This is a genomic window from Mumia sp. zg.B53 (genome assembly GCF_019550935.1).
In the GTDB taxonomy this organism is placed as follows: domain Bacteria; phylum Actinomycetota; class Actinomycetes; order Propionibacteriales; family Nocardioidaceae; genus Mumia.
Window position 1 is genome coordinate 1,597,713 of record NZ_JAHWCK010000001.1, and the last position, 25,155, is coordinate 1,622,867.

Here is a 25,155-nt window from a genome sequence, read left to right on the forward strand (position 1 = left end):
CCGTTTTCACTATTTGATACTGGCTAGTCGGGAGTTACCAATCGTGGCGCCGCGGCATCACGCATCTCCGCTGCAGCAGGGGGGATTCACAGTGACTCGGAAAACTCGGTGCCCAATTCATCCGACATCCTCCTTGACCACCCATGCACCGTCTTGCTCCGCAAGATTGAACATGTCACGCAGGACGTCGTGCGAAAATCGCGCATATTGGCTGGAGGCATACGGAAAGGCAGTCTTTGAGAAATCAATCTCCCACTCGCCGATTAACGACTTATACCGTGAGAACTCGAGCACTCCCAGTGCCGGCAGCGAGCGACGCAGCGCGATGATCATGCCATTTATCACGGTGGTTGACGTGATTTTGGACTCCGGGTCTGTCCAGTCGTCAGCATGATGGCTCTTCAGGGCACTGAAGTACTGATCCAACGTTGAGGCGCAGAACTTGACGTAGTCCTTGAGCAGTTTTGGATTGGCCTTCGTCTTGAGCGAACCCCGCGAAGGATCCTGACCTGCCCACGCATCGAACAAGCCGGAATCTGAGTCGATATCCACCAGGTATCGAAGAGCGAATTTCACGATCGATGCGATCTTGATCGGCGCTTGATCCATTTGCGAAAGTTGGAACATTCCTCGGAAAGTGGGTTTCCGGTTCATCGCTTCGAGGACGCGCCGGGCGACCGCGACATCTGCGTAGGGCGCTCGCAAGCTCTGGATTGCTAGCAACACGTCCGCGGGAACGGGTTTTGTGTTCGAGTTGATGTCAAGAAAGATTTCGCTTTGCAGCTTGAGGCGATCCAACTCGGTCATATCGGCCGGAAACACGAGACCGGTCGCCAGGAGATGCACCTTTCCGCGAATAGCCGCGACGCTCTTCTCAAGTGCGTCCGTGCCTTCGTAGTGGGCAAAGACACGATGCTGGCCATCGATAATGCAGAGCGAGTTGAACTCGTCGGGAATCGTCATCCGGTATGACGAATAATCCTGGATGTCCTCAAGCTTGACCGGCTTCTTGTCGTCAGTCTGAAACGACACCTCGGGTGGGAGGCCGAGAATAATGTTGTTGAGGAATGCTGATCCATCGCGAGCCACGTACTGCCGAATCTTCCGGATCCTGTTGGTGTCGATCAAGCGTTGGTAGAGGTCCATGGAGTAGCCCCAGTTGTCTTTCCTAAGGACATACGCATTGCGCAGCAACACATCAGCTGAGATCATGAACGATACGAGGCGAACGCCGTTGCTAAACCCAGTACTATCATCGGGTGAAATGATCGTTGTATCTATGGTCTTTGCGTCGTTTGTCGCATTGACGGGACCGATGTCACTGGCCGTTAATCCTAGAAATCGCCATAGGTCGGTTCTGGCTGAGCGACGGATGGTCTTGGCCAGCTTGTCGAAGTAATAGAATGCTCGAGGCTCTACCACCACCATCGGTTCGAGAAGGCCGAGGGCGTCGTCGTCTAGATTCATCTCGTTCTTGGAGATGTAGAGGAAAAAGATGCGAAAACGGCTCGGGGAATACGCCTTGAGTAATTCATCATGGTTCGGGGCAACCGCGAGCAGCCATGTGATGAACTCATTCTTGCTGGAATGGATTTGTTCGGCTAGCAGTTTCTTGTTCTTCGCGTGTTCGAAGGGCTTTTTGCTAACTGTGTCCTCGACAATGAGAAGCACATTTTCATATACGAACACGGAGTCCAGTTCTCCGGGTTTCATGCCGAACTTGGCCTCTTTGCCCTCCACTGGCAGGTGAACGAAACCCATGTTGGTGAACATCGTGCGAATGGACCGAGCGAGACGACGTTGCTCCTGGACTACAGGGTCGACTGGCTTGCGAGTCGACATCTTCTTCGTCGTCCGATTCGATTTTGCCACGCCTAATTCCCTTCGTTCCGTCCACAGGGAGGATCCGCGCCGGAACCACAGGATAGCGGGAGGACAGTCCGGCCGTGGCGTGTCGCGTACACCCGAGATAAATCGTCATCGGCGCCCGCTAGAGTGGGGAACCAGCGTGGTCGGTGAAGGAGGACTTGGCGAGTGACTGAGAGTGTCGCTACAGCGCAGCAGTTCAACTCTGAGGTGCCGGACTCCGAGTTCTGGACCGTCCATCAAGGGGACGCGCGCAAGCTCGGGGACTTGCTGCGCCGCGCCGCCTTGGTGGCGGGACGCGAGGGGCAGCCGTTCGTGCAGACGACGATCACGTCTCCGCCCTACGCCACGCTTGTGGACTATGGGAGTGAGAATCAAATCGGGTTCGGGCAGTCTTATGACGATTACCTTGAATCATGTCGTTCCGTGTTTCTTGAGGTCAACCGGTGGACGCTCGACGCGGGATCCATGTGGGTTGTAGCGGACAGTCTTCTGGAGCGTCGCCGTAAGGGAGGAGCGCCTTCACGGCTGGTTCCATTGCCGTTCGAGTTGGCCCGACAAGCCGAGGCGGTTGGCTGGACGCTTCGCGAGGTTATCGTGTGGCGAAAGGATCGAACGCGTCCATGGTCCCATCACGGAAAGCTTCGGAACGGCTTTGAGTATGTTTTGTTCTTCGTTAAATCGAACAGCTTCACTTTCGAGGTTGATCGCCTTCGCGAGACCAACGGGCTGAAATCGTGGTGGGTGAAATATCCTGAGCGGCATAATCCTTGGGGAATGACGCCTGATAATGTCTGGGAAATCCCCATTCCGGTGCAAGGGAGTTGGGACAATGCTGCATTTCGGCACGCGTGTCCGTTCCCACCTGAGCTCGTTCGGCGGATGGTCAGGCTTTCCACGAACGATGGAGATGTTGTTTTCGACCCGTTCGCGGGTACTGGCGCTGTCGTGGCCGAAGCGACGCGACAAGGGCGTCGCGGTCTCGGTGTTGAACTGAATCCAAAGTACGTCTCGCTTTTTCGCGAAGGCGCGCCAACTATGGGGGCCCTGCCCTCCGAGTCCAGCTCCGTCGGGGCGATGACGCAGCGGCTCCTCGAGTTGCGGATGTTGAAGTATCCGAAGGACCTTGCGAAACAGATCGTTCGTGGTGGGTTCACAACCACTCATGTGCGTGCGGTGACGGTCGAAGTCAAGTCAGTAAACTATAAACCTTCGCGCACGGCCTACGGCAGAATTGAATGCTCGGTGGTTGTGGCGGATGATTTGTCCGAACTAGATCGCGCTCGGTTATCCAAGTTGATGCTCGAGGTGGGAGCTAAACCTCCGCTATCCAAGTACGGCCTTGAGGCCAAGTGCGACATTGTCTCAATCGCAGAGGCCAGCTCGAAATTCGTAGGTAGGGAGATTGCCGTCTACACGAAAGGCCGGACCTGGCACGCTGATTTTTCGATCGACGGTGACCGTTTGGAGGACTGGGTCCGCAAAACGGGCGTGCCGACGGTTGTGCCAGTGATCTCGCCGCTTTTGGTTCGGCAGTCGCTTGAAGAGTCATTGTGAGTTCGGTCGGCAGCCTCTACTGGCAGTCGTCGCAGGCACACTCGCGGCAACCACGGCATCGGTCGCCGCGGCGAGCCCGTACGTCGTCACCTCAGCCGCCGCCCATGCCGACGCGACTCCCGGCGACGGCCAGTGGCGTACGAGCGCAGCGGCCGGCGCTGCCTTCACCCTGCGCCGCCGTACGGGCCAATTCGGCACCCTGCATCGGAACCTGCCCATCGAACACGCGCTCGCCGAAGTGCGATGACCGCATAAAGCCCAAGGCAGCCAGGCCGAGAACGTCGTCGTCATCGTCCGGCCGCCCCGGACGATCCTCGGCAGCCGCGATGCCGTACGCGCCACCGTGCACACAACCGCTCGCCGATCCTCCGGACTGGCAGACCGCCTGAGGGTCTGAGCTCGACGGAACCCTCAGAGACAGTCGTTCGGCGATTGAAGTGACTGCAACGTCCCCTCTGGCCTCAAACGACCGGTCATACGAGCGGCGCAGCGGGGAACGACGGACGCTGGGAGAGGACAAACTCCATGTTCCAGTCGAGCAGTACGTAGGGCTCTCGAGACGAGTCGTCGTCGAGGAAGATCTCCCGCAGATCTTCGACGAGCCAGCCTGGCAACGAGGCTTGTTCGGGCGGGGCTGAACCACGCTGGATGGCGTATGCCCGGTCAAGAACAATCACCGAGCGCAAGTCCGACGGGCTCAAGACGAAGGTGCGAGTCGAGCCTGAAAGGTCGTGGAGGATCAGCCGGTCACCACGATCTTCTAAGACAACGTCACGCGGCATCTCGTCGAGAAGCTGCTGCCACAAGACTTCGGCAGTCGCCACAGCGGAACTCGCGACGTCGACGGTCTGCGCGTCGGGCGTAGGCCCCATGTTTCGGATCCACTCGGCACGCTTCAAGATTTCGCCCCAGAGTGCGTCTGCGTATGCCATTGGATCTTCGAGGTGTGTGAGACGACGCCATTCTGAGTCGAATGGCAGCATCACACGTTCGTGGATCCACGTCTTCGAGTCAGCGGAGCGGACGGCGAGCTGGGCCGCCAGCACCTCGGAGTCAGGGGTTGGCTGTAGTGCAACTACCTGCACCCCTTCCGCAGACCCGGCCTGCCGAGCGCGCTCCAGTATGAGATCAACCTCGGCATTCATGCGCACAGTATCCGGCCGACCGAGGATCACGACGGCTGTTCCGCCTTGCTCACGCCTCGATCCCGCGGCGCCACACCGCATCCAACCCACGCGTGGGCAGCAGCGCTTTCATCGCGAGGATCGCCCGCGCATCCGAGCCGACGACGACGCGCGGCCGCATCCGCCGCCGCGTCAGCTGGCGCTCGACCGCGGCGGCGACCCGTTCAGGCGGCTTGGCGTTCCTGCGGATCTTGGCGACCAGCTGGCGCTCGCCGGTGAACTGCGCCGCATAGAGCGCCCGCTGCTCAGGATCCAGCCCCGCCTCGAGCACGTCGATCACCTCGTCCATCTCGTGCCACGGGTCGGTGTCGACGACGCCCGGCTCGACGAGCCCGACCTGCACGCCGAACGGGTGCAGCTCGACCCGCAGGCAGTCCGCCACCGCCTCGACGGCGTACTTCGACGCGTTGTACATCCCCGTGAACGGGAACGACACCCGGCCGTTGACCGAGGAGATGAACACGACACGCCCTCGCGCCGCACGCAGCCGCGGCAGCATTGCCCGCGTCAGCGCGAGTGGCCCGATCAGGTTCACCTCGAACTGGTGGTGCATTGCGTCGCGCGACAGTGTCTCGACCGGCCCGGCGACGGCGATGCCCGCGTTGTTGACCAGCGCGTCGAGCGGCTCCGGCAGGACGCGGTCGAGTGCCGCCACGTGCTCGGTCAGAGTGACGTCGAGCTCGACCGGCGTGATCTGGCCGGACTCCGCGGCCAGCTCCTTGGCGGCGATGTCGGTACGGACCCCTCCGTACACCCGCCAGCCCGAGCGGGCGAGGCGTACGGCGGCGGCGCGGCCGATGCCGCGACCGGCACCTGTGACGAGGACGGTACGAGTGCTCATGGCACCGACGTTCGTACGGTCCGGTCGCGCCGGTGCAAGTAGCGGGGTACTCGAATCCCGCGTCGCTAGCCTGACGTCATGGAGCGGCCGTGGCCGCTCACCGGTCGGGACGACGAGCTGCGCAGGGTCGCGGCGGCGATCCGGCCTGGTGGGGCGGGGATCGTGGTGGCGGGCCCGGCGGGGGTGGGCAAGACCCGGCTCGCCCGCGAGGCGCTGGCCGGTCCGCGCGGCCGTGGGACGACGGTTCTGTGGGCTCATGGCAGCGCCGCCGCCCGGCCGTACCCGCTGGGGGCGTTCGCCGGTGTCCTCGACATCCCGTCAGGTGACGCCGCCGAGACCATCGGCCGCGCACTCGAACAGCTCGCCCAACGACAGCCGCTGGTGCTGGCCGTCGACGACGCCCACCTGCTCGACGAGCACTCCGCGATCGTGCTGCACCGCCTGGTCGTACGACGCCTGGCCCCGGTCGTCGTCACCCTCCGGACCGGGGAACCCGCCCCCGACACGGTGACGTCCCTGTGGAAGGACGACCATCTCCCACGCCTCGACCTGACGCCGCTCGACGTCTCGGAGACCAGCGGCCTCGTCGCCCGCGTGCTCGGTGGGCCGGTCGACTCGGCCTCTGCCCAGCGGTTGTGGGCGTTGACCGAGGGCAGCCCGCTGTTCCTCCGGCATCTGCTGGCCGGAGAGGTGGCGGCGGGTCGGTTCGGCCCGACGACCGGGATCTGGCGATGGACTCGTGAGTTCGCGATCTCTCCCGAGCTCACCGACCTCCTCGAACGTGAGATCGGCGCCCTGCCGGCGGGCGTACAGGACGTGGTCGACATGGTTGCGCTGGCTGAACCCGTGACCGTGCCGACGCTGTGCGCGCTGACGTCGCCTGCCGACATCGAGCAGGCTGAGGGCCGCGGACTCGTGCGCACCGACGGACTCGTCGCAAGGCTCGCGCACCCCCTGTACGGCGAGGTCCGCCGCTCCGTGATGGGAACGCTGCGCGCGCGCCGCCTTCGCGCTCAGGTCGCGCAGACCCTGGACGCCGAGCCGGACCCGATCCCGCGAGCCGTGCTCACCCTCGACTCCGACCTGCCGCCCGATCCCGCTCTATTCCTTGCGGCGGCCGAGGCCGCGACGCGGATGTACGACCTGCCGCTGGCCGAGCGGCTGGCCCGTGCGGCGGCCTCGACGGGGGATCCGGGTGCCCGGCTGGTGCACGCCGCGGCGCTCTCGTGGCTCAGTCGCGGCCAGGAGGCCGACACGATCCTCACCGAGCTCGTCGGAAGCGCTCCGGATCCGGGGACGTGCGCGATGGTCGAGCTGCACCGCGCGGGGAACCTGCTCTGGACGATCGCCTCGCCCACCGAGGCGCGCCGTGCACTGGCGGCCGCCGAGGCCACCGGCGAGGCCGTGCTCCACGTGGCGACGATGTCGCTCGCACTCGCCGCTGCCGTCGGTGACCTCACGCCCGTCCTGGACCGCGGTCCCGCGCTGCTGCGCACGGATCTGCCCGACGATCTCGCCCGCATCCTCGTTGCGTCCGCCGTGTCCGCGGCGGCCGCGGTCACCGGTGAACGCGGTCTGCTCGATGAGGCGGCGGTCGTGGGTGGGCTCGCCGTCGACCGTGTGCCGACAGGCATCCCGGGCTTCGGGCTCGCGGACCTGCAGGTACTCGGGCACCGCCTCGCTGGGGAACCGGACGTGGCCGAGGCTAGGGCCCGGCTGATGCGGGCCGCCTCGGCCGACCTGCCGGGGCCGGCGAGACTGATGGGTCTGGTGGTCGTTGGGCATGCCGCCCTGGCCGCAGGGCGGGTCGGTGACGCGCTCGTCTCGCTGCGCGAGGCGTGGGCCGGGTTGGCGGAGTCGGGACACGAGTTCCGGTTCCGGTGCCGCACGCTCTTGGCCACCGCACTCGGGCAGGCAGGTCTGGCGGATCAGGCCGCTCCGCTCCTTGCCGAGATCGCCGCCGGGCAGCACCCCGCGTACCAGCTCTTGCTGCCGGACGATCTCCTCGCCCGGGCATGGGGCGCCGCCGCCGAGGGGGCGACGACCGAGGCGCTCGGCCATGCCGTGGCCGCGGCGGACCTCGCCCGCGAGTCGGGTGAGCCCGCGTACGAGGTGCTCGCCTGGCAGACGGCTGTCCAGCTGGGTGGCGCGCCGGCGGCCCTGCCCCGGCTCACGGACCTGAGCGGGCGCAGTCCCCGCGCTGCGGTGGCTCGCGACCATGCGCGAGCGTGGGTAGACGGGGACGGCGACCGTCTGCTCGACATCGCCGACGCCTGGGCCCGACTCGGCGACCTGGTCGCTGCGGGCGACGCCGCGGCACAGGCTGCCGACCTGCACCGGCGGCGCGGCCGGCAGGGCTCTGCTCTGTCCGCCGCGGCCCTCGCTGAGAGGCTGGCCGTCCGGTCCGGTGCCTGCACGCCGGCACTGGCGGTCGCGGCGCGTCCACTGCCGCTCACCGCGCGCGAGCGCGAGATCGCCGTGCTCGCCGCGCGGGGCCTGTCGAACAAGGAGATCGCCGAGCACCTCACGGTGTCGGTACGGACCGTCGAGGGTCACCTCTATCGCGCGGGTCGCAAGCTCGGGGTGTCCGATCGAGCGGCGATGACGGACATCGTCGGAGTCGAGTAGTCCGCTACTCGCAGCACCGACGCTCCTCCGACCAACGCTGGGCATACGACGGCCGAGGAGGAGTTATGAGCACGGTCTACATCCCGCCCGGAGAGGGGCGGCACTTCCCGATGATCGACGGCGACCACGTAGCGAAGGTCGGCATCCAGGACGACAGCGGAGCCTTTGAGGTGTTCGAGGTCGTCGCCCCCGCCGCACCGATGGCGCCGCCGCACGTCTCGCCGTGGACGGGCGTGCTGTTCCTGCTCGAGGGGCGTGTCAGCGCGATGGTCGACGGCACCTCGTACGAGGTGGAGCCTGGCGGGGTGGTCATCTTCCCGGCGGGGACGCCGAGCACGTTCGGTGTGGTCGGGGAGTCGGCGCGGTTCATCGCGATCACGTCCGGTGACAGGGCGGGGCGGTTCTTCGAGGACTTCTCCGGCACGGTGCCGGCGGATCGACCGGTCGAGGAGTCGATGGAGGCGATCATGTCGGTGACCCAGCGCCACGGTGTCGCGATGGCCGCCGCACCCCAGGCGATCGAGTAGCCAACACCGGTAGTCGAGTAGCGACCAGCCGCGGGGTGCGCGGCTCGTCGCTACTCGACCACCTGATTAGGGGCGGGGGATGCCGCGCCGCGCTGCCGCAAGGTTCGCCGCCAGCTCCGCCAGGGTCTGGTGGGCGTGCGCGTTCCACGCCGGCTGGCCGGGCCCGCTCCGCCACGACTCGCGCAGCGGGCTGTTGTCGACGGTGTCGAAGCCGAACTCGTCGTACAACCGCGTCACGACCTCGACCGCCTCGGGGAAGTCGCTCGAGACCGACAGCGCGTGCCGCCGCGGGGTGCCGGGCGGGCTGGCCGAGAGGAAGAGCCGCGGTGCCTGGATGTGCGTGAAGGCCTTGGCCACCTTCGAACGCGGGAGGTGCTCCTGGCGGAGCTCGTGCTCGGTCTTCTCGCCGGAGTCGACCATCGGGAAGTGCCCGTCGCGCCACGCCATGTAGTTGTTCGTGTCGAGGACGACCTTCCCGGCGAGCTCGTCGACCGGCAGGGTGTTCGTCAGACTGAGCGGCGCTGCGACGATGACGATGTCGCCCGCAGCCGCTGCGTCCGAGGCGGTCGCGGCACGAGCCCCCGGGCCGAGGTCCTCGATCAGGTCCGTCAGGGTCTCGGGAGCCCGTGAGTTGGCGATGACGACGCCGTACCCGCTCGTGAGGGCCGCCCGGGCGAGCTGGCCGCCGACCTCACCGGCACCGATGATGCCGATCGTCTTGATGGCTGCCGTCATCAGCGACCGTCCGGCCGCGCGACAGCGCGTTCGAGCATATGCAGGACGGCGTCCTTCGTACGGCCGAACTCGTCGTCGCCGATGCCGGACTTGTGGAGGAACTCGATGCCCTGCATGACGGCGATGAGCGCTCGGGCGGTCTGCTCCGGATCGAGGTCGCGGTCGATCTCGCCGCGCTCCTGTGCCTCGGTGATCTGTTGTGTGAAGAGTGCGAGTGTCCGCGTGTACGCCGCGCAGGCGCGGGCGCGCACCTCGTCGTCCTGGGTGCTCAGGGCCGCAGCACTGTTGGCCATCAGGCACCCCTGCTCCGGCAGATCGAGACGGCCTCCGTCCTCGAAGGTGACCGCCGCCTTGAGCCCGTGCCAGGGACTGGGATCAGCGGTCACGGCGGACTCGAGCCCGGTCGCCTGGCGGGCGCCGTACTCGTCGAGGATCCGCAGGAACAGGTCGTGCTTGCTGCCGAACGCTCCGTACAGGCTTTGCGTCCCCAGCCCGGTCGCCTCGGTCAGGTCCTGCACGGACGTCGCGGCGAAGCCGTCGCGCCAGAACGCGTCCCTCGCGGCGGTCAGAGCCTCGTGCTCGTCGAACTCCCTGGGCCTTGCCATGCCGCGAGGCTAGCGGTTGTTGAGTGACCACTCAAATTTGACATCCGTCCGGGCTCCTGGTTTCTTGATCATCCACTCAATAACCGGAAGGACCCCCTGTGACGCCACGGCCGCTCGAGGGCAGAACCGCGCTGGTGACCGGAGGATCGCGAGGTGTGGGCGCCGGGGTCGTGGCGCGCCTCGCGGCCGACGGCGCCCAGGTGGCGTTCACGTACGCGAGCTCGAAGGAGCGCGCCGAGGCGGTCGTCGACGCCGCGGTCGAAGCCGGCGGCACCGCTCTCGCGATCCGTGCCGACAGCCTGCACGAGCAGGACGTCGTGTCCGCCGTCGCACAGACCATCGATCGCTTCGGTGGCGTCGACATCCTGGTCAACAACGCCGCGGTCGGCAGCTTCGGCACGATCACCGACCTGGCGATGGCCGACATCGACGCGATGCTCACCATCAACGTCCGGTCCGCGGTCGTCGCCATCCGTGAGTCGCTCGCGCACATGGGCAGCGGCGGGCGCATCATCAACGTCGGCAGCATCAACGCCGACCGCACGCCGTTCCCGGGCCAGTCGGTCTACGCCCTCACGAAGGGCGCGATAGCGAGCCTGACGCGCGGCCTCGCCCGCGAGCTCGCGCCCCGCGCCATCACGATCAACAACCTTCAGCCCGGCCCGACCGACACCGACGCCAACCCGGCCGACGGGCCTCTCGCCGCGGGCATGCTGGGCGTGATGGCGAGCGATCGGTTCGGTACGGCAGCCGAAGTGGCTGCGTTCGTGTCGTACCTCGCCGGTCCCGAGGCCGCCTTCATCACCGGTGCAAGCCTCGACATCGACGGCGGATTCGCCGCGTAACCGACTCTTGGCGGGAGGCGCGGGGGACCTTCCGCCAGGCGCTGCTCAGCCGTGCAGGATGCCGTACGCGATCCGTCCTCGCGCCCGAACCTCCGCGGGGACGAGCGCCCACGCGACATGCCCGTCGTCCAGGAGAGCGTTCGCCTTCATGAGGCGCTGGCGATCCTTCTTCGTCATCTCGTCGGCGAGCGCGAACGGGTCGTCGACCAGCGAGCACAGGAGCGCCAGATCTCGGTAGTGACGTTGGGGATGCGCAAGGGTGACGGCCGCTGCCTTTCCGACGATGGCTGCGAGAAGGGTCGGTCGAGGCACCTGCCCTTCCCTGCCCTCGTGGACGACCGTCACCAGCTCGGTACGGGCGAGTGCCTGCGTACCGGCAGGCATCTCCACCGTCCGCCCGGGAGGGGTCGTCGTCAGGTCCGCCCGAGCGCCCAGGCCCTCCGGTGCGAGCACGTCGACGACCACGGGTCGCGGCTCGGCCGAACGCACGTAGCGGTGTGCCAGTCCGTCGCTGCTCGGCGTGCCCAGCGTGAAACCGACGCTCTCGAGCGCACCGACGACCTGCGTGAGTGCTGTGCGGTCCGAGCGAATGTCGGCCACCACGTCACCGTCCTGGCTCACCTGCGGAGGCATCTGGTCGTGCTCGAGAGCATGGAGCAGCACCATCTGTCCGCCGACCAGCGACCACGAACGCGGAGCAAGGTCGTGGAGGTCGAGCAGCACATGCCACAGCTGGTCGATCGGCGCGGGCATCGGGGGAAGGGTGATGACGTTGCTCATCGGCGCTGCCACTCCTGCAGGAGGGCGCTCAGCTGTCGTTCGCCTGCGCTGATCGCCCGTGGTTCGGCCGCCTCGAGGAGGTCGGCAGCGAGTGCCGCGTCGGAGACCGGGGCGTGCTCGGCGAAGGGCCACACCCGCTGCGGGATCCGTACGAGCAAGTTGTTGCTCTCGTCCGGTCGTGCCTCCTTGAGCGCCAGCGCGCTCCGCGCCGCCGGCCATACCTTGTCCGGGACGTAGACCTCGTCGACGCGCCCCTCGAACGCGACGAGGTCGAAGCCACGGCGAGCGGCCTCCTCGGCGCCCGCAGGCTGAACGTCCTCGCGTGCCAGCAGACGCGGCACGGCTGCGGGGTGCGCGACGATGCGGAGGACGCGACTGCGACCTCGCAGCATGCTTCGCCAACGGTCGGCGTCCGCGTCCGACAGGCGTGACAGGTGGGAGCGGACCTGGCTGCGCGCGGCGTACGACAACCACGGGGCCGCGCCGCCGTCGAGAAGGTCGAGGGCGCCCCAGGCGCGCAACGGGCCGAGTGGGCGACCGGGGTGACGGCGACGACCTTGCAGGCGAGCCACGTCCTCCGCCGACACGAGCCAGGAACGACCGACGCGTCGCCCTTCAAGGTCGCCGGCGTGGAGGAGTTGCCGGACCCGAGAGGGGCCCACGCCCAGACGCTCTGCGGCCTCGGAGACACCGATCTCCATCGCGATCACCACCTTTCGGAAATACTAGCGCTGTCGCGAGGTTTTCCGAAAGGTTCCCGCAAATCGGGCGACTAGTCCCAGTCTTCGTTCTTCGGCGGCATCGTTGGCACAAGCCTGCCGACAGGATCGAGCAGGAACGGTCCATCCTCGGGCGAGTACGCGTGCAAGCCAGAGTCAATACGGGCAACGACCGCGTCGACGCCAGCACGCTTGCTTGCTGCCTTTCGGCCCTGACCCTCGACGGCGCGGGAGCCCTCCATGGCCGTTGCGAGCTGCTCCGTGGTGAAGTCGATCTGCCACTCCCCCTGCCAATCTTGATGAGTCACCTCAACCCAAAGGCCGCCCCCGGGCTTGATACGCGCCGTGTAGCCGCAAGCCTCAAGACCTCGAATGACCTCGGCCAGCAGAGTGCTCATTTGTACCTGACTTCGCGACGGCGGGTGGTCTCGGAGGTGGGGTAGGCCGTGATGATCCGACGTTCGGTCTTTCCGAGGAAGACGTAGGTCTGACGGGTCTTCACGTAGTGCTTCCCCTGTCGGGTGATCACGAGTGAACGTTCCGCCATACGGGGGTGGCCGTCAACGCCCTTTCGTCTGTGGTGAGAGCGAGATCCACGGCGTGAACAGCTGCACCGGGCCGCCGTCGGGAAAGTTGGCGCGGAGGGCCGGGCTCGGGTCGCCCAACAGCTCGCCGTGCACCGAGCCGGTCGCGATCACCGGCTCCATGAGGTGGGCGAGATTCTGACCGTGCGCGATCAGCGCGTCGGAGTCGCGGTAGCGCTCGATCACGATCGCCTCTGTCTCGTCGGCGTTGAAGGAGACGCTGTACTCGAGGGTGCCCTGCTCCTTGGCCCGGACGATCTCCATCGCCTGCTCCGACAGGCGCTTGAACTCCTCGACGTCGCCGTCGCGGAAGTCGAACCGCGCGATGCCGATCAGTTCACTCATCTGCTTCATCCCTTCGTTGTGGGTGCGTTCATGAGGAGAACGGAGTCGAAGGCGGATTCTCGACATCGCAACGCGTACAACGACGCTGCGCAGATGCCAAGCGGTCACGCCCGGCCGACGCGGAGTGTCGCACTGAGGGTCTGGCCGCACTCGATCGCCGCCCGCCTGCGGACGGCGTCCTTCAACGGCAGGAGGTAGCGGCCGTCCTTCCGGAACAGCGCCGTCGTGAACTCCAGCCCGTTGATGCTGACCACGACCGGCACCTGGCCCCAGTACTCCACGCCCTTCGCGGCGAACTTGATGTCGTCACTGTCCTCTTCGGGGATGGCGAGGAAGTAGAAGGGGGCGGGACCGCGCCACTCGATGACGGGCCCTTCGAACACGAAGCCCCTGTTCATGAGGTGAGTATCGCGCGCCGACGGGTCGTGCCACCAGCGGCGCGAGGCGAGGAGCGGCAAGGCGCCGTACCTGCGCCTAGCCCCGCAGCACCTTCTCCATCGCCTTGCCCTTGGCGAGCTCGTCGACGAGCTTGTCGAGGTAGCGGATCTTCTGCATCAGGGGATCCTCGATGTCCTGGACCCGCACCCCGCAGACCACGCCGGTGATCTCGGAGACGTGCGGGTTCATCTGCGCGTCGGCGAAGAAGTCCTCGAAGGTCGTCTCCTTCGCCAGGTGGTTGCTCAGCGCAGCCTCGTCGAAGCCGGTCAGCCACTCGATCACCTGGTCGAGCTCAGCTTTCGTACGGCCCTTCTTCTCGACCTTCGCCACGTAGTGGGGATAGACCGACGCGACGCTGATGGTGAAGACGCGGCTCATCCTCGTGAGGATAGTCCCGTCGGCGGCCCGGGTCACCGCAGTCGCGCCGCCGGCGTACGCAGGAAGGCCTCGACCCGGTCGAACGCGCCGGCCCACACCTCGCTGGTGAAGAAGTCGCGAACCTCCGGCACGGGGAACCCGCTCTGCACGACGGTCATCAACGTGCCGTCGCCATCGGCCTCGAACGTCACCTCGACGTGCGTGGTCATCTCCGCCCCCGACGGGTCCGAACCGGTCGAGTCGGTCACCAGCCGGTGCGGGCGGTCGATCTCGACGAAGGTCTGCACCTCGCGGAAGAGCTGGTCGCGGCTCGGCCCCCACACAGCGGTCTGCGTGCCGCCGACGCGGAGGTCGACGTCGATCTCGACGATGCCGGGCTCCTCGTCGAGGATGCTGAACCACGTCTTCTGCTTCTCGGCGTCGGTGTAGGCGTCGAACGCCTCGTCCGGCGTCGCAGGCAGCCAGCGCGACAGCCTCAGTGCCAGGTCCTCAGTCGTGCTCTCGTTCTCGGTCATGCCTCGTCCTCCTTGGTGTCGGTGCCTTCGTCCTTGCGCGTTGAGCTGCCCTTGCCGAGGCCCAACGTGAAGTAGGCCTCCATGCCGTCGAGGCGGCGTTCCCACAGCCGTTGGTAGAACCCGATCCAGGCCATCGCGTCCTCCAGCCGCTCCTCGCCGAGCCGGCACACTCGCGTACGGCCGACCTTCGCGGTGGTGACGAGCCGCGCATCCTCGAGAACGCGGACGTGCTTGGCCATCCCGGTCACTGTCATCCCGAACGGAGCGGCCAGCTCACTCACGGCGGCCGGGCCCTCGGCGAGCCGCACGAGGACCTTCCGTCGTGTCGGATCGGCCACCGCCGCGAAGACCTTGTCGAGCGATTGCTGAACCATAAGGTTCACCGTACGACAGTGAACCGAAAGGTGCAATGTATTGCTCGAAAAGGACCCCTTGTGCGCGCACTATTCAGCGTTACTATGTACCAGTAGTCAGCAACGCTGAGTAGCGAGAGGAGGTGACCTCCATGGGCAAGCAGATGACCGAGATGCTCAAGGGCACGTTGGAGGGGATCGTCCTCGCGATCCTCACCCGACGACCCGCGTACGGGTACGAGATCACAGCGTGGCTGCGTGACCAGGGCTTCGCGGAGATCGCCGAGGGCACGGTCTATGCACTGCTCGTACGGATCGAGCAGCGCGGCCTCGTGGACGTGGAGAAGGTCCCGTCCGAGAAGGGGCCGCCACGCAAGGTCTACTCCCTGAACGCCCAGGGCCAGGCACACCTCGACGAGTTCTGGAAGACGTGGGGCTTCCTCGTCGAGCGCATCGAACAGCTCCGCCACGCGCAGACAGACAACGCAGAAGGAGAAGGCTGAGATGGCCGCCAAGTGGATAGAGACCGTGATCGGGTCGCTCGAGCAGAAGAAGCAGTTCCGGCGCTACCGGGCCCGCATCGAGGCCCTCCCCGAGCCGTACGAGACGGCCGCGAAGGCGCTCGAGCGCTACCTCATGTACTGCTCCGGGATCACCGACGGCGAGACCTTCATGAGGATGTTCGACGACTTCGCCGACCTGTGGGAGCGAGCCGCCGCCGACGAGACGCCGGTGCGCGCGATCGTCGGGGACGACCCGGTGGAGTTCGCCGAGACCTTCGCCGCGGCGTACTCGGGCAAGCACTGGATCGACAAGGAGCGCGCCCGCCTCATCAAGGCGATCGACGAGGCGGCGGACGCGTGACCGCCACACAGACCCCCGCGATCCAGCTGCGCGGCCTGGAGAAGGCGTACGGCGAGGTTCAGGTCCTGCGCGGCGTCGATCTCGACGTGGCGCCGGGCAGCATCGTCGCCCTGCTCGGCTCCAACGGCGCCGGCAAGACCACGGTCATCCGGATCCTGGCGACGCTGCTCAGGGCCGATGCGGGGACGGCGACGGTCAACGGCTTCGACCTCGCGACGCAGCCCGCGAAGGTACGGGAGTCGTTCAGCCTCACGGGCCAGTTCGCCGCGGTCGACGAGATCCTCAGCGGCCGGGAGAATCTGGTCCTGGTCGCCAAGCTCCGCCACCTCGCGGCCCCGGCCGCGATCGCGGACGACCTGCTCGCCCGCTTCTCCCTCACCGACGCCGGTGGACGCAAGGTGTCGACGTACTCCGGAGGCATGCGCCGCCGCCTCGACATCGCGATGAGCCTGATCGGTGATCCGCCGGTGATCTTCCTGGACGAGCCGACGACCGGGCTCGACCCGCAGTCGCGCCTCGAGGTCTGGGACACCGTCAAGGAGCTCGCCGGTGAGGGGACGACGGTGCTGCTCACCACGCAGTACCTCGACGAGGCCGAGCAGCTCGCCGACCGGATCGCGATCCTCCACGAGGGTCGCATCATCGCCGACGGCACCCTCGCCGAGCTCAAACGGCTGCTGCCGCCCGCCGAGGTCGAGTACGTCGAGAAGCAGCCGACCCTCGAGCAGATCTTCCTCTCCATCGTCGGAGCCGACCGCAAGGAGTCCAGATGACCACGCACTTCCTGCCCGACACCACCACGCTGACCGGACGGTCGCTGCGCCACATCTCCCGCAGCCCCGACACGATCATCACCACGGTCGTCACCCCGATCGCGATGATGCTGCTGTTCGTCTACGTGTTCGGGGGCGCGATCGACACCGGTCAGGACACCGGCTCGTACGTGAACTACCTGCTGCCCGGCATCCTGCTCATGACGATCGCCTCCGGCATCGCCTACACCGCCTACCGGCTCTTCACCGACCAGCAGGCGGGGATCTTCGAGCGCTTCCAGTCGATGCCGATCGCCCGCTCGTCCGTGCTGTGGGCGCACGTGCTCACCTCGCTCGTCGCCACCCTGGTCTCCGTCGCGGTCGTCATCGCGGTCGCGTTCGTGATGGGATTCAGGACGAGCGCCACCGTGCTCGACTGGCTCGCCGTCTTCGGCATCCTCGCCCTGTTCACCCTCGCTCTGACCTGGCTGGCGGTGCTCCCGGGCCTGACCGCGAAGACGATCGACGGCGCGAGCGGATTCTCGTACCCGCTGATCTTCCTGCCGTTCATCAGCTCGGCGTTCGTCCCGACCGACAGCATGCCCGCCCCCGTGCGGTGGTTCGCCGAGAACCAGCCCGTCACGCCGATCGTCAACTCGATCCGCGCGCTGTTCGCCGAGCAGCCCGTCGGCAACGACCTCTGGGTCGCCCTGGCCTGGTGCCTCGGCATCCTCGTCGTCGCGTACGTCCTCGCCATGGGCGCCTACCACCGCAAGATCGCCACGGCATAAAGCGCGTGCTGCGCCCGAGGGGCGCGTGGCACCCTCGGAGGCAGAGTGCCTGGTCGAGCCGAGGAGCCGCGCATGATCGAGACCGCCGCCGCTGTCGGCATCGCGCTCGTCGCCCTCGGGATGGTGCTCACACCCGGGCCCAACATGATCTACCTCGTCTCCCGCAGCATCAGCCAAGGCCCGCTCGCCGGCCTCGTGTCGCTCCTCGGCACGATGGTCGGCTTCGGGGTCTACATGGTGATGGCCAACGTCGGTCTCGCCGCGGTCTTCGTCGTGGTGCCGTGGCTGTACGTGGCGCTCAAGATCGCCGGCGCCGCCTACCTCTTCTGGCTCGCCTGGAAGACCCTCCGACCCGGCGGCCTCTCCGCGTTCGAGGCACGCGACCTCCCGCGCGACTCGCACCGGCGGCTGTTCACGATGGGGCTCACGACCAACCTGCTCAACCCCAAGGCCGCGATCATGTACGTCTCGCTCATCCCGCAGTTCGTCGACCTCTCGCGCGACGACGTGGTGCTGCAAGGGTTCGTGCTCGGCAGCATCCAGATCACCGTCAGCGCCGTGGTCAACGCGACGCTGATCATCGTGGCCGGCGGGATCGCCGCGTTCCTCGCGAGTCGGCCGTCGTGGATGGCGTGGCAGCGCCGGATCAGCGGCAGCCTCCTCGGCATGGTCGGCGTCAAGCTCGCCGTGGACGCGCCCAAGCCCGCGTGACTCGCCGACCCGTAGGCGGCTAATCACATCGCGTATGACACCGTGGCGTCCTAACGTTGGGTTCGAGCGCGCGAGATCGTAGGGGGCTGAGTGGACGAGTCGACCCGCGACCCGGCGCGTTCTGACGTCCTCGACGAGGGCTTGCTGGACGACGGCGTGCTGGACGAGGACGGCATGCCCGAGAGCGCTGTGCCCGACAACAACCCGCTGACCTCGAGACGCGGGCGCATCGCCGCGATGGTCGTCTTCGTCGGCGGGTTCGGGCTGTGGCTCGCCTTCATCGGCCTGCCGACCGACGTCGTCCAGATCGTCGCGTGGCTGTGGGTCCTCACGATCGCGTGGAACTTCGGCGCGGGCTGGCGTACGCACATGCAGTTCCTCCGCGACTGGTGGGGACCCGTCGCGTTCCTGCTCGTCTATCTCTACAGCCGCGGGCTCGCCGACGAGCTGATCCCGTTGCCCGTGCACGTCACCGAGCCGATCGTCTTCGACGAGTGGCTCGGCGGAGGCACCACCCCGACCCGCCACCTGCAGGACTGGCTCTGCGAGCAGCCGTGCTCGCTGGACTCTCCGCCGCAGTGGTACGACGTGGTCTTCACCACGGTCTACTTCACGCACTTCATCGCGGGTCTCTCGATCGCCGTCGTCCTGTGGCTGATGACCCGGACCGAGTGGGTGCGCTGGATGCGTCGCTATCTCGCGATCAGCTTCGGCGCGCTCGTGATCTACATCCTCTATCCGATGGCCCCGCCGTGGATGGCCTCGCAGGACGGCTACCTCGCCGACGAGGTCGTACGCCTCACCGGCCGCGGCTGGTCCGACATGGGGCTCGGCGGCTTCCACCTGGTCCTCGCCAACGTCGGCAACCCGGTCGCGGCGATGCCGTCGCTGCACGCGGGGCTCGCGGCGCTGATCGCGTTCTACGGGGTGCAGCGCCTGCGGACGAGCTGGCGGTGGGCGCTGCTGCTCTATCCGCTCGTGATGTCGTTCACTCTCGTCTACTACGCCGAGCACTACGTGATCGATATCATCGGCGGGTTCGCTCTCGCCCTCGCGGTCATGATCGGCTGCGACGCCTGGGAGCGCCGGCGCGGCGAACGCACGCGCTACAGCAGCGTCAAGGGGCCGAGCTCCACCTCGGCTGGCTCCACCTCGGCGGGCTCGGCCTAGCCCGTCCCGCGGGCCTCGGACAGGGCCCGCTCCTCCTCCGGCGTCAGCGTCTGCTCGCTGCTCCAGCCGGCGACGCTCTTGGCGTACGTCCGGGTCTCGTTGCGTCCGTGGATCGAGGTCAGGACGACGCCGCCGCCGGAGTCGTCGGCCAGCGCCAGCGACCACGACAGCGCGCCGCCGGTGTCGCCGAACGCGTCGTAGCGGACGACCGCCATGTGCCGGAACGTGTGCCGCTGGACGTCTGCCAGCGCGGCGACCTCTCGCCGCAGCGCCGCGGTGTCTCGCGGCAGGTGGTCGACCGGCCGACCGTCGGGGCGCGCCTTGCGGGCGCTCACCACGACGAGGCCCAGAGCGACGGCCGCGACCACGAGAGCGAGGAGGGAGACTGCGAGGGCCACGGGGTCCAGCCTAGGCTGAAGGGATGGATGCCGAAGTCAACCCGCCGGGTGTGGTGAACGAGGTCGGACGCCTTCGTACGGTGATGCTCCACCGGCCAGGTCCCGAGCTCAAGCGGCTCACCCCGCGCAACAACGACTCCCTGCTCTTCGACGGCCTGCCCTGGGTGGGGCGGGCGCAGGAGGAGCACGACGCGTTCGCGGGTGCCCTGGAGTCGCACGGGGTCGAGGTCCTCTATCTGCGTGACCTCCTCGTGGAGACGCTGGAGAACCCCGCCGCCCGCGCGACCGCGATCTCCGACGTCACCGCTGACCTGCGGCTCGGCGACTCGGTGGCGGAGTACCTCGTCGGAGCGCTCACGACGTACGACCCCGAGCACCTCGCCGCCATCCTCACCGCCGGCCTGCGCAACGACGAGCTCGACGGCATCCGCAGCGTCGTGACCGTGCTGCTGCAGCCCGAGGACTTCCTCATCGACCCGCTCCCCAACCTCCTCTTCACCCGCGACTCGTCGGTGTGGCTGCGCGACGAGGTCGCGCTGACGAGCTTTGCGATGCCCGCGCGCTCCCGCGAATCGCACCTGACGCAGATCGTGTACGAGCACCACCCGCGGTTCGCCCACGTTCCCCGCGTCCACGGGCCGCGTCTCGAGCATCTCGAGGGCGGTGACGTGCTGCTGCTCGGAGACGGCGTGATCGCGGTCGGAGTCGGGGAGCGTACGACGCCGGCCGGGTTTGAGCGGCTGGCGCGGCAGTGCTTCGCGCACGACCTCGCGACCACCGTGCTCGCGGTGCCCATCGCGCAGGACCGAGCCACGATGCACCTCGACACAGTCGTGACGATGGTCGACGTCGACGCGGTGGTCATGTATCCGGCGGTCGCCGACACGCTCCGCGCCTACCCGGTCACCGAGGGCTCCGGGACCGCGCTGTCGATCGACGAGCCGGCTCCGTTCCTCGAGGCGGCCGCGAAGGCGTTGCAGATCGACCGGCTGCGCGTCATCGACACCGGGCTCGACGCCGTCACCGCCGAGCGTGAGCAGTGGGACGACGGCAACAACACGCTCGCGATCGCGCCGCGGCTCGCCGTGGCGTACGAGCGCAACATCGAGACCAACGCGCGGCTCGAGTCGGCGGGCATCGAGGTGATCCGGATCCAGGGCTCGGAGCTCGGCACCGGGCGCGGCGGCCCTCGCTGCATGTCGTGCCCGATCGCGCGCGACCCGGTGGTGCCCGGCGTTTGAGGTGCTCGCGCCGGAAGTCCGACGATCCCACCTCGTATTCGGGGTGGGATCGTGGCGTCTGAGGTGTGAGCACCCGAAACGCCCCCCGGCCGGAATGAACCCGTACGGCCTGTGGTTGGTTGCATAGCAGGACTGGTCGCACCCACGCGGCCGCCGTGACAGGGGGCCAGGGTGATCTCGACCGCGCGTCGCACGCACTATCGCGTCACGCTCGCGGTGCTGTGCGTCGGAGTCGCGTCGTTCGCCCTGGTCCAGTCGCTCACGATCCCGGTGCTCCCGCGCATCCAGGAGGAGCTCGGGACCAACGCGACGACCGTGACCTGGGTCGTCACCGCCTACCTCGTCTCCGCCTCGGTCTTCACGCCGCTGGCCGGCCGACTCGGTGACGCGACGGGCAAGGAGCGCGTGCTGGTGTACGCGCTCGGGCTGCTCGCGGTCGGGTCCGTGGTCGCTGCGCTCGCCCCGAACGTCGGCGTGATGATCGCGGCGCGGGTCATCCAGGGCGTCGGCGGCGGCGTCGTACCCCTGGCGTTCGGGATCATCCGCGACGAGTTCCCCGAGCCCAAGATCTCCGGTGCGATCAGCTTCACCTCGGCCCTGATGGGAGCGGGCGGTGGCTTCGGCACGGTGGTGGCGGGGCCGATGGTGGACGGGCTGGGCTACGTGTGGCTGTTCTGGCTGCCGGCGATCGTCACCGGCGCCGCGGCCGTCGCAGCGTGGGTCCTCGTCCCCGCGTCCCCCGTACGCACGCCGGGCCGCATCCCGTTGCTCCCGACGCTGCTCTTCGCCGGGTGGCTGACGGCGCTGCTGATCGGCATCAGCGAGGGGTCGCGCGTCGGGTGGGGTGCGCCGCTGGTCGTCGGCCTCCTCGTCGCGGCGGTCGTCCTGCTCCTCGGCTGGGTGTACGTCGAGCAGCGGGCCGCCGTACCCTTCATCGACCTGCGCATGATGCGCCTCCCCGCGGTGTGGACCGCCAACCTCGTCGCGTTCCTCATGGGCGTCGGCATGTATGCGTCGTTCGCGTTCACGCCACGGTTGCTGCAGACCGACCCGAGCGTCGCCGGCTACGGGTTCGGCGCGTCCATCACCCAGTCGGGCCTGCTGATGCTGCCCTCGGCGGTCGGCACGTTCGTGATGGGACTCGTCACCGCGCCGCTCACCCGCATCCGTGGCCCCAAGCCGGTCGTGGTGATCGGCTGCCTCCTGAGCGCGATCGGGCTCGGGGCGATGGGCCTCGTCCACCACGAGCCGTGGCAGACGGCGATCGCCAGCGGCCTGTTCGGGATCGGCCTCGGCGCCGTCTTCGCCTGCCTGGCGAGCCTCGTCGTCGCCGCGGTGCCGCCGGAGCAGACCGGCGTGGCGAGCGGCATGAACGCCAACATCCGTACGATCGGCGGCGCGGTCGGCTCGGCGGTGATGGCGACGATCGTGACGGGCCAGCTCGGACGCGGCGGGGAGCCGCGAGAGTCGTCGTACGTCGCGGGGTTCCTGTTCTTGTCGGCGGCGCTGCTGGTCGCGGCGCTGGTCGCGCTGCTGATCCCGAAGATGAGCCGGCGCGAGCTGGAGGGCGGGCTCGACGTCGACCGCGAGCCGGAGCCCGCGCTCGCCGACTGACTCCCCGCCTGCCCGCTCCGTCCCCGATTTGTGCACCTCCTCAAGGAATCGGGCCGGGGATTCCTCGACCAAGTGCACAAATCGGGGACGGGAGGGACGGGCCGGGGCCGGGCGGGTCAGATGTTGGAGCCGTCCGGGGGCGAGGCAGGGGTGCCGGGATCGCCCGTGGGAGCTCCCGCACCGGCGTCCGGGCAGTCCAGGTCGAGCGTGAACGCCGTCATCGACAGCGACCCGTACGTGTAGCCGTCGACGAGCACGTCCGCTCCACGGCCTGACTGGTCGGCCATCCCGGCGAGATAGAGCAACGGCAGGAAGTGGTCCGGCGTGGGCACCGCGTGCCGGTAGTCGGCGTGCGCGTCCATCGTCGCGATGTTGGTCGGGTCCTCGGCCATCAGCTCCCTGGCCGACTCGTCGAAGCGGTGCGCCCAGTCGTACCCCTCGTCCGCGAGTCCCCAGTCCATCCCGCCGAGGTTGTGGACGACGTTGCCGCTGCCGAGGACGAGCACTCCGTCGGCGCGCAGGGCGTTGAGCCTCTGGCCCAGGTCGAGGTGGTAGTCGAGGCCCTTGTCGGCGTTGATGCTCAGCTGGACCACCGGGATGTCGGCGTCGGGGAAGACGTGGGTCAGGACCGACCAGGTGCCGTGGTCGATGCCCCAGGAGTCCTGGTCCTCGCCGCACCACGTCGGGTGCACGGCGTCGGAGACCTCCTCGTACAGCTCGGGCATCCCGGGCGCCGGATACTGCACCTCGAACAGCTCGCGTGGGAAGCCGTAGAAGTCGTGGATCGTCCTCGGGGTGCGCATCGCGGTGACCGCCGTGGCGTTGATGTACCAGTGCGCCGACACGACGAGGATCGCGCGCGGCTTCGGCAGAGCCTCGCCCAGCGCACGCCATGCCTCGGTATAGCGGTTGCGCTCGAGCGCGTTCATCGGGTTGCCGTGGCCGATGAACGCGGCGGGCATGAGGGAGGGGGCTGCGAGGTCGGCCATGTCGTCATTGTCGCCCAAGGCCCCGGAGGCCGGAGGTAGTTGACACTTCATCTACCATGGGGAGATGAAGAACGTCGGCTTCCTCTCCTTCGGCCACTGGCAGGCCGTCCCGGGCTCGCAGGTCCGTACGGCACAGGACGCGCTGCTCCAGACGATCGATCTCGCCGTCGAGGTCGAAAAGCTCGGTCTCGACGGAGCGTACGTGCGTGTGCACCACTTCGCGCGCCAGCTCGCGTCGCCGTTCCCCCTGCTGGCCGCGATCGCAGCGCGCACGTCGCGGATCGAGATCGGGACCGGCGTGATCGACATGCGCTACGAGAACCCCTTCGCGATGGCGGAGCAGGCGGCCGCCGCCGACCTGATCAGCGCGGGCCGGCTCCAGCTCGGCATCAGCCGCGGATCACCGGAGAACGCGCAGCGCGGGTACGAGTCGTTCGGGTTCGTGCCGCCGGAGGGTGGGACCGACGCCGACATGGCGCGGACGCATGCCGAGGTCTTCCTCGCAGCGATCAGGGGTGCGGGCGTGGCGCTGTCCGACCCCGCGATGACCGGCCAGCAGGTGCCGCTCTCGATCCAGCCGCAGTCCGACGGGCTCCGCGACCGCATCTGGTGGGGCTCGGGCACCCGGGCGACCGGCGAGTGGGTCGCGAAGCAGGGGATGAACCTCATGTCCTCCACGCTGCTGACCGAGGACACCGGCGTGCCGTTCGACCAGCTCCAGGCCGAGCAGATCGCCCGCTATCGCGACACGTGGGCCGAGCAGGGCTGGGAGCGCGAGCCGCGGGTCTCCGTCAGCCGCAGCATCGTGCCGTTGCTCGACGACACCGACCGCGCCTACTTCGGCGAGCGCTCGGACGCAGACCAGGTCGGGGTCATCGACGGGCTGGTGTCGCGGTTCGGGAAGTCGTACGTCGGTGAGCCCGCCGCGCTGACGGAGGAGCTCGCCGCGGACGCCGCGGTACGGGATGCCGACACGCTGCTGATCACGGTGCCGAACATGCTCGGCGTCGCCTACAACGTCGAGCACCTCGCCGCCCTGACCGAGGAGGTCCTGCCGGCGATCGGCTGGTCGCCCCGGTCGGCCTGACGCCGCTCACCCCACCCGGGGCGGTTGCACGAGCAGCGCTGCGACCCGCGCGGCCACCAGCCGCGCGACGACGACGGTGACGGCGATCCCGAGCGCGGTCCCCGCGGCGACGTCGGCGATGTCGTGGACTCCGACGACGACCCGTCCGACCACCACGACGACGGCGACAGGGACCGCGTACCGCCACCACTGCGGTGCCACCAGCACCACCGCCGTCGCGAGGGCGGCGGCGATCGTCGCGTGGTTGCTCGGCCACGCCCAGTCGCCTTCGGCGGGGCAGATCGCGAGCACGTCGACAGCGCGGCACGGCCGCTCGTCACGGACGAGGACCTTCAGCACCTCGCTGGCGCCGTACGCCAGCACGACGCCGGCTCCGGCCGCGAGCCCGATGGCGAGCGTGCGAGGCCCACGCCCGTACGAGGCGGCCACCAGGACCAGCGCGAGCACGACGAGCCCGATGTCGGGGAGCAGCTCCACCGCTGTCGCGAGCGGGGAGGGGAGGCCGGTGGCGGCCTCGGCGATCAGGCGTGAGAGCGGGTCGGAGATCAGCACTCCGTGACCGTACGGCGGCGCGCGCCGTGACCCGTCAGCCCTCGGGCCCGTGCTGCGGGCGGCGGGTCAGACCCCAGTCGTACGCG

At 67.9% G+C, this 25,155-nt stretch carries 29 protein-coding genes; 13 read left to right on the forward strand and 16 right to left on the reverse strand.

Annotated features, from left to right (window positions below):
- Positions 1 to 117: 117 nt before the first annotated feature.
- Positions 118 to 1,773, reverse strand: coding sequence for a DGQHR domain-containing protein (locus KV102_RS07655; protein WP_220345803.1), 1,656 nt, complete (start codon positions 1,771 to 1,773; stop codon positions 118 to 120).
- 261 nt (positions 1,774 to 2,034) lie between these two features.
- On the opposite strand from KV102_RS07655, the gene KV102_RS07660 reads away from it, so the two are divergent.
- Complete coding sequence (locus KV102_RS07660) at positions 2,035 to 3,423, forward strand: site-specific DNA-methyltransferase (protein WP_220345804.1); 1,389 nt, start codon at positions 2,035 to 2,037, stop codon at positions 3,421 to 3,423.
- A 473-nt stretch (positions 3,424 to 3,896) separates the two neighbouring features.
- Here KV102_RS07660 and KV102_RS07665 read toward each other — a convergent pair whose 3' ends face one another.
- Both KV102_RS07665 and KV102_RS07670 read right to left on the reverse strand, forming a co-directional pair.
- Positions 3,897 to 4,568 (reverse strand): hypothetical protein, encoded by a 672-nt coding sequence (locus KV102_RS07665; RefSeq protein ID WP_220345805.1) that lies wholly within the window; start codon positions 4,566 to 4,568, stop codon positions 3,897 to 3,899.
- A 49-nt stretch (positions 4,569 to 4,617) separates the two neighbouring features.
- Positions 4,618 to 5,448, reverse strand: a complete 831-nt coding sequence (locus tag KV102_RS07670; protein ID WP_220345806.1) for an SDR family oxidoreductase — start codon at positions 5,446 to 5,448, stop codon at positions 4,618 to 4,620.
- Positions 5,449 to 5,526: 78 nt separating this feature from the next.
- Between KV102_RS07670 and KV102_RS19390 the strand changes: the two genes are divergently transcribed.
- Together KV102_RS19390 and KV102_RS07680 are read left to right on the forward strand one after the other, a co-directional pair.
- Complete coding sequence (locus KV102_RS19390) at positions 5,527 to 8,076, forward strand: LuxR family transcriptional regulator (RefSeq protein WP_304610785.1); 2,550 nt, start codon at positions 5,527 to 5,529, stop codon at positions 8,074 to 8,076.
- 65 nt (positions 8,077 to 8,141) lie between these two features.
- Positions 8,142 to 8,603: a cupin domain-containing protein gene (locus tag KV102_RS07680; protein WP_220345807.1), complete on the forward strand. Its 462-nt coding sequence runs from the start codon at positions 8,142 to 8,144 to the stop codon at positions 8,601 to 8,603.
- A 66-nt stretch (positions 8,604 to 8,669) separates the two neighbouring features.
- Here the strand turns inward: KV102_RS07680 and KV102_RS07685 are convergent, their stop codons facing one another.
- Both KV102_RS07685 and KV102_RS07690 read right to left on the reverse strand, forming a co-directional pair.
- Positions 8,670 to 9,338 carry an NADPH-dependent F420 reductase gene (locus tag KV102_RS07685; RefSeq protein ID WP_255560581.1) on the reverse strand — a complete coding sequence of 223 codons (669 nt, stop codon included), beginning with the start codon at positions 9,336 to 9,338 and terminating at the stop codon, positions 8,670 to 8,672.
- Positions 9,338 to 9,943, reverse strand: a complete 606-nt coding sequence (locus KV102_RS07690; protein WP_220345808.1) for a TetR/AcrR family transcriptional regulator — start codon at positions 9,941 to 9,943, stop codon at positions 9,338 to 9,340. The genes KV102_RS07685 and KV102_RS07690 overlap by 1 nt, the downstream gene beginning before the upstream one ends.
- 134 nt (positions 9,944 to 10,077) lie before the next feature.
- Here KV102_RS07690 and KV102_RS07695 point away from each other — a divergent pair, with 134 nt between their 5' ends.
- Entirely contained in the window at positions 10,078 to 10,788 is a 711-nt protein-coding gene (locus tag KV102_RS07695; RefSeq protein WP_308290258.1) for an SDR family oxidoreductase, read from the forward strand.
- Positions 10,789 to 10,833: 45 nt separating this feature from the next.
- On the opposite strand, the gene KV102_RS07700 is transcribed toward KV102_RS07695, so the two are convergent.
- The 8 genes from KV102_RS07700 to KV102_RS07735 all read right to left on the reverse strand — a co-directional run bounded on the left by KV102_RS07700 (position 10,834) and on the right by KV102_RS07735 (position 14,921).
- A complete protein-coding gene (locus tag KV102_RS07700) occupies positions 10,834 to 11,568 on the reverse strand; it encodes a hypothetical protein (RefSeq protein ID WP_220345810.1) in 735 nt (244 codons plus the stop codon).
- Positions 11,565 to 12,281: an excisionase family DNA-binding protein gene (locus KV102_RS07705; protein WP_308290259.1), complete on the reverse strand. Its 717-nt coding sequence runs from the start codon at positions 12,279 to 12,281 to the stop codon at positions 11,565 to 11,567. The genes KV102_RS07700 and KV102_RS07705 overlap by 4 nt, the downstream gene beginning before the upstream one ends.
- Before the next feature lie 59 nt (positions 12,282 to 12,340).
- Positions 12,341 to 12,685 (reverse strand): hypothetical protein, encoded by a 345-nt coding sequence (locus tag KV102_RS07710; protein WP_220345811.1) that lies wholly within the window; start codon positions 12,683 to 12,685, stop codon positions 12,341 to 12,343.
- Positions 12,686 to 12,847: 162 nt separating this feature from the next.
- Positions 12,848 to 13,216 carry a putative quinol monooxygenase gene (locus KV102_RS07715; RefSeq protein WP_220345812.1) on the reverse strand — a complete coding sequence of 123 codons (369 nt, stop codon included), beginning with the start codon at positions 13,214 to 13,216 and terminating at the stop codon, positions 12,848 to 12,850.
- Positions 13,217 to 13,320: 104 nt separating this feature from the next.
- Positions 13,321 to 13,614, reverse strand: a complete 294-nt coding sequence (locus tag KV102_RS07720) for a DUF1905 domain-containing protein (RefSeq protein WP_220345813.1) — start codon at positions 13,612 to 13,614, stop codon at positions 13,321 to 13,323.
- Positions 13,615 to 13,690: 76 nt separating this feature from the next.
- On the reverse strand, positions 13,691 to 14,032 hold the full coding sequence (locus tag KV102_RS07725; protein ID WP_220345814.1) for a DUF2200 domain-containing protein: 342 nt from the start codon (positions 14,030 to 14,032) through the stop codon (positions 13,691 to 13,693).
- Between the two features lie 32 nt (positions 14,033 to 14,064).
- Positions 14,065 to 14,547, reverse strand: coding sequence for an SRPBCC domain-containing protein (locus KV102_RS07730; RefSeq protein WP_220345815.1), 483 nt, complete (start codon positions 14,545 to 14,547; stop codon positions 14,065 to 14,067).
- Complete coding sequence (locus tag KV102_RS07735; protein WP_220345816.1) at positions 14,544 to 14,921, reverse strand: helix-turn-helix transcriptional regulator; 378 nt, start codon at positions 14,919 to 14,921, stop codon at positions 14,544 to 14,546. The genes KV102_RS07730 and KV102_RS07735 overlap by 4 nt, the downstream gene beginning before the upstream one ends.
- Before the next feature lie 131 nt (positions 14,922 to 15,052).
- On the opposite strand from KV102_RS07735, the gene KV102_RS07740 reads away from it, so the two are divergent.
- The 6 genes from KV102_RS07740 to KV102_RS07765 all read left to right on the forward strand — a co-directional run bounded on the left by KV102_RS07740 (position 15,053) and on the right by KV102_RS07765 (position 19,188).
- Positions 15,053 to 15,403, forward strand: coding sequence for a PadR family transcriptional regulator (locus tag KV102_RS07740; protein ID WP_220345817.1), 351 nt, complete (start codon positions 15,053 to 15,055; stop codon positions 15,401 to 15,403).
- A 1-nt stretch (position 15,404) separates the two neighbouring features.
- Complete coding sequence (locus KV102_RS07745) at positions 15,405 to 15,764, forward strand: DUF1048 domain-containing protein (RefSeq protein ID WP_220345818.1); 360 nt, start codon at positions 15,405 to 15,407, stop codon at positions 15,762 to 15,764.
- Positions 15,761 to 16,537: an ABC transporter ATP-binding protein gene (locus KV102_RS07750; RefSeq protein WP_220345819.1), complete on the forward strand. Its 777-nt coding sequence runs from the start codon at positions 15,761 to 15,763 to the stop codon at positions 16,535 to 16,537. Before KV102_RS07745 ends, KV102_RS07750 begins: the two co-directional genes overlap by 4 nt.
- On the forward strand, positions 16,534 to 17,307 hold the full coding sequence (locus KV102_RS07755) for an ABC transporter permease (protein WP_220345820.1): 774 nt from the start codon (positions 16,534 to 16,536) through the stop codon (positions 17,305 to 17,307). The genes KV102_RS07750 and KV102_RS07755 overlap by 4 nt, the downstream gene beginning before the upstream one ends.
- Before the next feature lie 72 nt (positions 17,308 to 17,379).
- On the forward strand, positions 17,380 to 18,018 hold the full coding sequence (locus tag KV102_RS07760) for a LysE family translocator (RefSeq protein WP_220345821.1): 639 nt from the start codon (positions 17,380 to 17,382) through the stop codon (positions 18,016 to 18,018).
- A gap of 90 nt (positions 18,019 to 18,108) precedes the next feature.
- Entirely contained in the window at positions 18,109 to 19,188 is a 1,080-nt protein-coding gene (locus tag KV102_RS07765) for a phosphatase PAP2 family protein (protein WP_220345822.1), read from the forward strand.
- On the opposite strand, the gene KV102_RS07770 is transcribed toward KV102_RS07765, so the two are convergent.
- Positions 19,185 to 19,586 carry a DUF4446 family protein gene (locus KV102_RS07770; RefSeq protein ID WP_308290260.1) on the reverse strand — a complete coding sequence of 134 codons (402 nt, stop codon included), beginning with the start codon at positions 19,584 to 19,586 and terminating at the stop codon, positions 19,185 to 19,187. The genes KV102_RS07765 and KV102_RS07770 overlap by 4 nt on opposite strands.
- A 23-nt stretch (positions 19,587 to 19,609) precedes the next feature.
- On the opposite strand from KV102_RS07770, the gene KV102_RS07775 reads away from it, so the two are divergent.
- Both KV102_RS07775 and KV102_RS07780 read left to right on the forward strand, forming a co-directional pair.
- Positions 19,610 to 20,827, forward strand: a complete 1,218-nt coding sequence (locus tag KV102_RS07775; protein ID WP_220343052.1) for an arginine deiminase — start codon at positions 19,610 to 19,612, stop codon at positions 20,825 to 20,827.
- 171 nt (positions 20,828 to 20,998) lie between these two features.
- Positions 20,999 to 22,441 carry an MFS transporter gene (locus KV102_RS07780; RefSeq protein ID WP_220345823.1) on the forward strand — a complete coding sequence of 481 codons (1,443 nt, stop codon included), beginning with the start codon at positions 20,999 to 21,001 and terminating at the stop codon, positions 22,439 to 22,441.
- 116 nt (positions 22,442 to 22,557) lie between these two features.
- On the opposite strand, the gene ygiD is transcribed toward KV102_RS07780, so the two are convergent.
- Complete coding sequence (gene ygiD / locus KV102_RS07785; RefSeq protein WP_220345824.1) at positions 22,558 to 23,430, reverse strand: 4,5-DOPA dioxygenase extradiol; 873 nt, start codon at positions 23,428 to 23,430, stop codon at positions 22,558 to 22,560.
- Between the two features lie 64 nt (positions 23,431 to 23,494).
- On the opposite strand from ygiD, the gene KV102_RS07790 reads away from it, so the two are divergent.
- On the forward strand, positions 23,495 to 24,517 hold the full coding sequence (locus KV102_RS07790) for an LLM class flavin-dependent oxidoreductase (protein ID WP_220345825.1): 1,023 nt from the start codon (positions 23,495 to 23,497) through the stop codon (positions 24,515 to 24,517).
- A 6-nt stretch (positions 24,518 to 24,523) separates the two neighbouring features.
- Here the strand turns inward: KV102_RS07790 and KV102_RS07795 are convergent, their stop codons facing one another.
- Entirely contained in the window at positions 24,524 to 25,069 is a 546-nt protein-coding gene (locus KV102_RS07795) for a phosphatase PAP2 family protein (RefSeq protein ID WP_220345826.1), read from the reverse strand.
- Positions 25,070 to 25,155 lie beyond the last annotated feature (86 nt).

What these genes read in the sequence shown, in the direction of transcription:
- KV102_RS07655 (WP_220345803.1), bottom strand. Translation starts at nt 1,773, where the DNA reads ATGTTCACCAACATGGGTTTCGTTCACCTGCCAGTGGAGGGCAAAGAG.
- KV102_RS07665 (WP_220345805.1), bottom strand. Translation starts at nt 4,568, where the DNA reads ATGAATGCCGAGGTTGATCTCATACTGGAGCGCGCTCGGCAGGCCGGG.
- KV102_RS07670 (WP_220345806.1), bottom strand. Translation starts at nt 5,448, where the DNA reads ATGAGCACTCGTACCGTCCTCGTCACAGGTGCCGGTCGCGGCATCGGC.
- KV102_RS19390 (WP_304610785.1), top strand. Translation starts at nt 5,527, where the DNA reads ATGGAGCGGCCGTGGCCGCTCACCGGTCGGGACGACGAGCTGCGCAGG.
- KV102_RS07680 (WP_220345807.1), top strand. Translation starts at nt 8,142, where the DNA reads ATGAGCACGGTCTACATCCCGCCCGGAGAGGGGCGGCACTTCCCGATG.
- KV102_RS07685 (WP_255560581.1), bottom strand. Translation starts at nt 9,338, where the DNA reads ATGACGGCAGCCATCAAGACGATCGGCATCATCGGTGCCGGTGAGGTC.
- KV102_RS07690 (WP_220345808.1), bottom strand. Translation starts at nt 9,943, where the DNA reads ATGGCAAGGCCCAGGGAGTTCGACGAGCACGAGGCTCTGACCGCCGCG.
- KV102_RS07700 (WP_220345810.1), bottom strand. Translation starts at nt 11,568, where the DNA reads ATGAGCAACGTCATCACCCTTCCCCCGATGCCCGCGCCGATCGACCAG.
- KV102_RS07710 (WP_220345811.1), bottom strand. Translation starts at nt 12,685, where the DNA reads ATGAGCACTCTGCTGGCCGAGGTCATTCGAGGTCTTGAGGCTTGCGGC.
- KV102_RS07715 (WP_220345812.1), bottom strand. Translation starts at nt 13,216, where the DNA reads ATGAGTGAACTGATCGGCATCGCGCGGTTCGACTTCCGCGACGGCGAC.
- KV102_RS07720 (WP_220345813.1), bottom strand. Translation starts at nt 13,614, where the DNA reads ATGAACAGGGGCTTCGTGTTCGAAGGGCCCGTCATCGAGTGGCGCGGT.
- KV102_RS07725 (WP_220345814.1), bottom strand. Translation starts at nt 14,032, where the DNA reads ATGAGCCGCGTCTTCACCATCAGCGTCGCGTCGGTCTATCCCCACTAC.
- KV102_RS07730 (WP_220345815.1), bottom strand. Translation starts at nt 14,547, where the DNA reads ATGACCGAGAACGAGAGCACGACTGAGGACCTGGCACTGAGGCTGTCG.
- KV102_RS07735 (WP_220345816.1), bottom strand. Translation starts at nt 14,921, where the DNA reads ATGGTTCAGCAATCGCTCGACAAGGTCTTCGCGGCGGTGGCCGATCCG.
- KV102_RS07740 (WP_220345817.1), top strand. Translation starts at nt 15,053, where the DNA reads ATGGGCAAGCAGATGACCGAGATGCTCAAGGGCACGTTGGAGGGGATC.
- KV102_RS07745 (WP_220345818.1), top strand. Translation starts at nt 15,405, where the DNA reads ATGGCCGCCAAGTGGATAGAGACCGTGATCGGGTCGCTCGAGCAGAAG.
- KV102_RS07755 (WP_220345820.1), top strand. Translation starts at nt 16,534, where the DNA reads ATGACCACGCACTTCCTGCCCGACACCACCACGCTGACCGGACGGTCG.
- KV102_RS07760 (WP_220345821.1), top strand. Translation starts at nt 17,380, where the DNA reads ATGATCGAGACCGCCGCCGCTGTCGGCATCGCGCTCGTCGCCCTCGGG.
- KV102_RS07775 (WP_220343052.1), top strand. Translation starts at nt 19,610, where the DNA reads ATGGATGCCGAAGTCAACCCGCCGGGTGTGGTGAACGAGGTCGGACGC.
- ygiD (WP_220345824.1), bottom strand. Translation starts at nt 23,430, where the DNA reads ATGGCCGACCTCGCAGCCCCCTCCCTCATGCCCGCCGCGTTCATCGGC.
- KV102_RS07790 (WP_220345825.1), top strand. Translation starts at nt 23,495, where the DNA reads ATGAAGAACGTCGGCTTCCTCTCCTTCGGCCACTGGCAGGCCGTCCCG.